The 7,108-nt window shown below is 69.6% G+C and carries 5 protein-coding genes; all 5 read left to right on the forward strand.

What is annotated here, in order from left to right:
• Nucleotides 1-3: 3 nt before the first annotated feature.
• Nucleotides 4-1,179, forward strand: a complete 1,176-nt coding sequence (locus ABD089_RS01970; protein WP_343884505.1) for a type II toxin-antitoxin system HipA family toxin — start codon at nucleotides 4-6, stop codon at nucleotides 1,177-1,179.
• A 99-nt stretch (nucleotides 1,180-1,278) separates the two neighbouring features.
• Complete coding sequence (locus tag ABD089_RS01975; protein ID WP_343884506.1) at nucleotides 1,279-1,899, forward strand: GtrA family protein; 621 nt, start codon at nucleotides 1,279-1,281, stop codon at nucleotides 1,897-1,899.
• 1 nt (nucleotide 1,900) lies between these two features.
• Nucleotides 1,901-5,470, forward strand: a complete 3,570-nt coding sequence (gene smc, locus ABD089_RS01980) for a chromosome segregation protein SMC (protein ID WP_343884507.1) — start codon at nucleotides 1,901-1,903, stop codon at nucleotides 5,468-5,470.
• A 125-nt stretch (nucleotides 5,471-5,595) separates the two neighbouring features.
• On the forward strand, nucleotides 5,596-5,823 hold the full coding sequence (locus tag ABD089_RS01985) for a hypothetical protein (RefSeq protein WP_343884508.1): 228 nt from the start codon (nucleotides 5,596-5,598) through the stop codon (nucleotides 5,821-5,823).
• Nucleotides 5,824-5,913: 90 nt separating this feature from the next.
• Nucleotides 5,914-7,020 carry a signal recognition particle-docking protein FtsY gene (gene ftsY / locus ABD089_RS01990; protein WP_386769084.1) on the forward strand — a complete coding sequence of 369 codons (1,107 nt, stop codon included), beginning with the start codon at nucleotides 5,914-5,916 and terminating at the stop codon, nucleotides 7,018-7,020.
• The last annotated feature ends 88 nt before the right edge of the window (nucleotides 7,021-7,108 follow it).

A 7,108-nucleotide genomic window follows, 5' to 3' on the forward strand; every position in this document is an offset into this window, starting at 1 on the left:
GTGGTGACCGTCCATCTCGACATCGGCGGCCAGCCCGTCGAGGCCGGCACGCTGTATGTCCATTCGGGTCGCACGCTCACCAGCACCTTCGTCTACACCTCCAACTACCTCGGCGACCCACGCGCCCACGCCGTGGATCCGGCGTTCCCCCTCGTACGCGGGCAGCACCACGTCGCGGGGTTGCCGCGCGCCTTCTCGGACTCGGCGCCGGACCGGTGGGGCCGAAACCTCATCCGCAAGCGGCTTCGCGCGTCCGGAGACACCGCATCGAGAAGCATCACCGAAGTCGACTACCTGCTGGGGGTCAGCGACGTGACCCGCCAGGGCGCCCTGCGGTTCAGCCTCGATGGTGGGGACTTCCTTGCGGCACACGGTGATGTCCCAAGGGCCCTAGCCCTGCCAAGGCTGTTGCGAGCCTCCGAGAAGGTCGCCCGGGACGAGGAGAGTGTCGAGGAGATCAAGCTCCTCCTGGATGCGGGCACCGCCAGCCTCGGTGGGGCTCGACCAAAGGCCTCCATCCGTGAGGGCAGCACGCTCTACATTGCCAAGTTCCCGCACCCGGGCGACCAGTGGGACGTGATGGCCTGGGAGGCCACGGCGCTCGACCTGGCGGAGCGTGCAGGAATCGAGGTTCCCGAGCACCGGCTGATCCGCGTCGAGGGGCGCGCAGTGCTCTTGCTGCGTCGCTTCGACCGGGAAGGGGCCCTGCGCCGCGGCTATCTCAGTGCCATGACGCTCGTCGGTGCCGACGATGGCGATCAGCGTGACTACCTGGAACTTGCGGAGGCCCTGGCCCAGAACAGTGCGGCTGCCACGGCCGACCTGGCCCAACTCTGGCGCCGAGCTGCCTTTGGGCTCCTGATCAACAACACCGATGACCAGTTGCGCAACCACGGGGTGGTGCAGGCCGAGAAGGGGTGGCGGTTGTCCCCGGCCTTCGACATCAACCCCAACCCCGATGGCGCACGACACGCGACCACCATCGCGGGTGAGGACGGCCGGGAGGAAGGTCTAGAGGCCCTGGTGGCCAGCGCTCCCCAGTTTGGGCTGGGCGCCGACGAGGTGGAGCGGGCACTCGCCGAGGTCCGAACCGTGCTCGGGTGCTGGCGGGAGATTGCCGCCGGACACGCGGTTCGGCCGGCGGAATGTGACCTGATGGCCGAGGCTTTCGGTCGCTGATGGTGGCCGAGGACGCGGCCGCGGGACCGCACAGGGTCGACGCCGCGCCGCGCTCCACCGGCGAGGGACCACGGCCCGGACCGGTAGGATTTGCGCACTGTGACTCTTGAATCCCGCCGCGCCCGCAGCCGCCGACATTTGCGCCAGTTCCTGAAGTTCGGAATCGTCGGTGGTTCCGGCGTGGTCGTGAACATGGTCGTCGCCTTCATCATGACCAAGCTGCACGGCGGTACCTCCCACGACAACGACCCGGTCTGGTTCATCACGGCGCGACATGCGCTCCGCTACACGCATCTGGTGTGGCTGGGAGCCTTTGTGGTCGCGAACTTCTGGAATTTCCAGCTGAACCGGTCATGGACCTTCAAGCGCACCCATCGGCGCGGCTGGTGGGCCGAGTTCTGGCCCTTCTTCGCGGTCGGCAGCGTGGCCGCCATGGCGGGCCTGGTGATCAAGACCTGGCTCACCAACCCCACGTCACCGGTCTACCTACCGTCGTCGGTCTTCAACGACGACCAGGGGTTACGTGCGCGTGCCTACTGGTCCCAGTTGATCACCATTGTCATCACGTTGCCCATCAACTTCGTCGTGAACAAGTTGTGGACCTTCCGCGCCGTCCACCATCCCGCCGCCGAGGTGCCGATGCTGGCGCCGGTCGTCGACCCCGACGAGGTGACCGAGTCCGGGACCATCGTCAGCGAACCCCGGCACGCCGAGGGCTGACATGTACCTCAAGTCCCTCACCCTGCGCGGCTTCAAGTCCTTCGCGTCCGCGACGACGCTGAACTTCGAGCCCGGCATCACCTGCGTCGTGGGGCCCAACGGCTCCGGCAAGTCGAATGTCGTCGACGCGCTGAGCTGGGTGATGGGGGAGCAGGGCGCCAAGAGCCTGCGCGGCGGGAAGATGGAGGACGTCATCTTCGCCGGCACCTCCGGACGCGCGCCGCTGGGCCGCGCCGAGGTCGTGCTCACCATCGACAACACCGACGGCGCGCTGCCGATCGAGTACACCGAGGTGACGATCAGCCGCACCATGTTCCGCAACGGCGGTTCGGAGTACGCGATCAACGGTCACGCGGCCCGCCTGCTCGATGTCCAGGAGCTGCTCTCTGACTCCGGCATCGGACGCGAGATGCACGTCATCGTCGGCCAGGGCCAGCTGGACACGATCCTCCAGGCCACCCCCGAGATCCGCCGCGGCTTCATCGAGGAGGCGGCTGGCGTCCTCAAGCATCGCAAGCGCAAGGAGAAGGCGCTGCGCAAACTCGAGTCGACCCAGGGGAACCTGGACCGACTCAACGACCTCGTCGCCGAGATCCGCCGCCAGCTCAAGCCGCTCGGGCGACAGGCCGAGGTGGCCCGCAAGGCCGCCGTCATCCAGGCCGAACTGCGCGACGCCAAGGCCCGCCTGTTGGCCGACGACCTCGCCCAGGCCCAACTCGCGCTGGCCAGCGAACTCGCCGACGAACAGGCACTCGTCCAGGCCCGCGCCGCCGCCGAACAGCGCCTGGCCGCAGCCCGGGACGACGAGGTGGCCCGCGAGCACGCCGTCGCCGAGGCGCAGGCGCGCCTGGCCCGCGCCCAGGAGTACTGGTACGACCTCGCCGCCCTGCGCGAGCGAGTCTCGACCACCTTGTCCATTGCTGCCGAGCGGATGCGCCACGCCGACGCCAGCCCCGACCACTCCCGTCAGGGGCGCGACCCCGAGCAGTTGGAGGCCGAGGCCGAACAGGTCCGCCAGCAGGAGGACGAACTGCGCGCCGAGGTCGACCGCCTCACCGGCGCGATGGCCGACGCCCAGCTGCGGCGCACCGGCGCCGAACAGTCCCACGCCGCCGCCGAGAAGGCCTACGCCGCGCAGTTGCGTGCCGTGGCCGACCGACGCGAAGGCCTGGCCCGCCTCACCGGTCAGGTCAACTCGCTGAAGTCCCGGCTGGACGCCTCCGCTGAGGAAGCCGGACGCCTCACCGCCCGCCGCGACGAGGCGATCGCCCGCGCCGAGGAGGCCGACCTGGCCTTCCGCCGGCTCGAGACGCAGATCACCGGCGCCGAGGACGGTGAACTGGGCCTCGACGAGGCCTACGAGACCGCCGCCGAGAAGGTGGAGGAGATCCGCACCCAGATCCGCTCCCTGCGCGAGACCGAGACCGCCGCAGCCCAGCACCGGGCCTCGCTGGCGGCCCGCGTGGAGGCCCTGGAAATGGGGCTGGAACGCGAGGACGCCGGCACCGCGCTGCTGGCGGCCAGCGAACGCCTCGACGGCCTGCTGGGTCAGGTGGCTGGCGTCATCGGCGTCCGCTCCGGCTGGGAGACAGCTGTCTCGGCCGCCCTCGGGCAGGCCACCGACGCCGTCGTGGTCGCGGGGATGGACGCTGCCGTCGACGCCTTCGCGCTGCTCAAGTCCGACGACCTCGGCCGAGCCGGTCTGCTCGTCCAGGGCTCTCCCGTTCCCCCCGGGCCGGCTTGGCCGACGCTTCCTGACGGGGCTGTGTGGGCCGTGGACGCGATCGAGGTGGCCGAGGGACTGCGTCCGGCACTCGCCCGCCTGTTGCGCACCGTCGCCCTGGTCGACGACCTGACCGCCGCGCGGGAGTTGGTGGCTGACCTCCCAGATGTCGTCGCGGTGACCCGGGAGGGGGACCTGCTCTCGTCCTGGTTCGCCAGCGGTGGCTCAACCGCGCGGCAGTCACTGATCGAGGTACAGGCCGCGGTTGACGAGGCGCGCGGCGGACTGGTCGAGGCTGAGCATGCGCTGGAGCGCGTCCGCTTCGAGCTGGCGCAGGCGCAGAACATCCTGCAGACGGCCCAACAGGAGGCCAATGCAGCGCTCGAGGCGCTGAACGAGTCGGACGCGTCAATGGCGGCGCTGGCCGAGCAGCTTGGGCAGCTCGGCCAGACCAGCCGCAATGCCCGCGGCGAGGCCGACCGACTGGTGCAGGCGATGGAGCAGTCGCAGGCCACCCGAGCTCAGGACGAACAGCGTCTGGCAGACCTGGCCGAGCGGTTGGAGCTGGCGTCCGCCGAGGGGGAGCTCGTCGAACCCGACCCGGCCGAGCGGGACCGGGAGGCCGACCTCGCGCGCCGCGCCCGGCAGCACGAGATGGACGCCCGCCTGGCCCTGCGCACCGCGGAGGAGCGGGCCAAGGCATTGGCGGGGCGGTCTGACTCGCTGCGCCGCGCCGCGATCGCCGAACGGCAGGCGCGGGAGAAGGCAGAGGCGAGGGCACGACAGTTGCGCCGCGAAGCCGAGGCTGCCCGCTCCGTGCACGCAGGGGCGCAATGGCTGGTGGGGCGGGTGGACCAGTCCCGGGCGCTGGCCACCACCGAACGCTCGGCTGCCGAGGCCGCCCGGATCGAGGCCGAGGCCGCGCTCGGTGTCGCCCGCCGCGAGGCCCGCGAGGCCGGCCGCAGCCTCGACCAGGTCGTCGAGGGTGCCCACCGCGACGAGATGGCGCGCATCCAGCAGACGATGCGCATCGAGCAACTCGGCGAGCGCGCGATGAGCGAGCTGGGCATCGAGGCCGAGGCGTTGGTCGAGGAGTACGGGCCCGACCAGTTCGTCCCCGTCCTGACCCGCCGCGACGGGAGCGCACTCACCGAGGACGACGATGTTCCTGAGCCAGTCCCCTTCGTTCGCGAGGAACAGTCCAAGCGGCTGCGCGCCGCGGAGCGCAACCTGCAGGTGCTGGGGCGGGTCAACCCGCTGGCGCTCGAGGAGTTCGACGCCATGCAGGAGCGGCACGCCTTCCTCGCCGAGCAGTTGGACGACCTGCGTCGCACCCGCAAGGACCTGCTCGAGATCGTCGAAGAGGTCGACCGCCGGGTCGAGGAGGTCTTTGCCGCCGCCTACGCCGACGTGGAGCGCACCTTCAACGATGTCTTCCCGCGCCTGTTTCCCGGCGGTGAGGGGCGGCTGGTGCTGACCGAGCCCGGCAGCTGGCTCACCACCGGCGTCGACGTCGAGGCGCGTCCGGCGGGCAAGAAGGTCAAACGGCTGTCGCTGCTGTCGGGCGGTGAACGCTCGCTGGTGGCTGTCGCCTTCCTCGTGAGCCTGTTCATCGCCCGTCCGAGCCCCTTCTACATCCTGGACGAGGTGGAGGCGGCCCTCGATGACGCCAACCTCGGCCGACTGCTCGGGATCTACGAGCAGCTTCGGGAGAGTTCGCAGCTTCTGGTGATCACCCACCAGAAGCGGACGATGGAGATCGCGGATGCCCTGTACGGCGTCACGATGCGCGGTGACGGCGTCTCAACGGTGATCAGCCAACGGTTGCGTGACGAACAGGTGTCCTGAGCCTTAGACGAGGCTGTGGAAACGCCAAGACGGGCCGTGTCGATTTGAGTGCCGTCATGCGGGCGGGGAATGATTGGACCACACCACCAGTCCGCCTGCCCAGCAGGCAAAGAAAGTGACCCGACGTGACCTCCGTCTACCTGTCCATGTTCCTGATCATCGCGCTCGCCGTTGTGATCTCTGGTGTCGTGCTGATCGGGATGAAGGGCATGTACCGCTCGAAGGTTCCGCAGGTCGCCGACCACCTGGCCACCGCTGCCCGCCACCTCAACGGTGACGCCGAGCCACCGGCCGCCTTCCTCAACGTCTACGAGCAGGCCACCTCCCGCCGCAACGAGTCGCAGAAGGCCTGAGCGCCCGCTCCTTGACGTAGTTCTTGCCCACGGCCCTCGCCCCATCGGGCGGGGGCCGGCCTGTGTGTCGGCCGCCGTTAGGCTGTGGACGTGCAATACGACCTACTGATCTGGATCATCCTCGCGGCCGTCGTCGCCTGCATCGTTGCGGCGTCGGTGATCATCACCGTCAGCAACCGCCGGGGGTTGGACCGCCAACCGCCCGTGGAGCAACTGCCCTCGGAGCCTTCGGTCGAGGTGCCGGCCGAGCCGGAGGTCGGGCTGGAGGTGCCCGAGGCGGCCGGTTCACGCCTCACCCGGCTGCGCCGCCGTCTGTCCGGCTCGAACAATGCGCTGGCCCGTGGCCTGGCTGACCTGCTGTCGCGGGACCGGCTGGACGAGGAGACCTGGGACGACTTCGAGGCGACCCTCATCTCGTCCGACCTCGGCGTAGCCCCCACCACGGAACTGATCACGAACCTGCGCCGTGAGCTGGCGATCGACGGGATCACCGAACCGGCGCGGGCAGCTGATGTGCTGCGTCTTGAGCTGGTCAAGCTCGTTGACCCGTCCATGGATCGTTCGCTCAACCTGACCGGCACCGACGGCAAGCCCGCCGTCGTCATGGTCGTCGGGGTCAACGGCACCGGGAAGACCACGACCGTGGGCAAGCTGGCACGCGTGCTGGTGGCCGAGCACAAGAGCGTCCTGCTCGGTGCCGCGGACACCTTCCGTGCTGCTGCTGCCGAACAGCTCAGCACCTGGGGTGAGCGCGTCGGCGTCGAGACAGTCCGTGGTGTCGAGGGGGCCGACCCTGCTTCGGTCGCCTTCCAGTCCGTGGAGCGCGGCATCGCAGAGCAGGTGGACGTCGTGCTGATCGACACCGCCGGGCGGCTGCACACCAAGACCGGCTTGATGGACGAGCTGGGCAAGGTCAAGCGTGTCACAGAGAAGCTCGCCCCCGTGGGGGAGGTGCTGTTGGTGCTGGACGCCACCACCGGCCAGAACGGCCTGGTGCAGGCGCGGATCTTCGCCGAGGTTGTCAAGGTCACCGGCATCGTGCTCACCAAGCTCGACGGCTCGGCCAAGGGCGGCATCGTCGTGCAGGTGCAGCGCGAGCTCGGCGTCCCGGTGAAGCTGATCGGTCTGGGCGAGGGCGTGGACGACCTGGCCCCCTTCGACCCCGAGCAGTTCGTCAACGGCCTGATGGGCAACTGACCCGACCCTTGGTGTGGGAAGCCGCCGGCCCCCTCCACCAGATCCAGCTCCACCAGACACGACGCACAACCAACAGTGCCCGCCCCCG

The organism is Luteococcus sanguinis, from assembly GCF_039527675.1.
Classification (GTDB): domain Bacteria; phylum Actinomycetota; class Actinomycetes; order Propionibacteriales; family Propionibacteriaceae; genus Luteococcus; species Luteococcus sanguinis.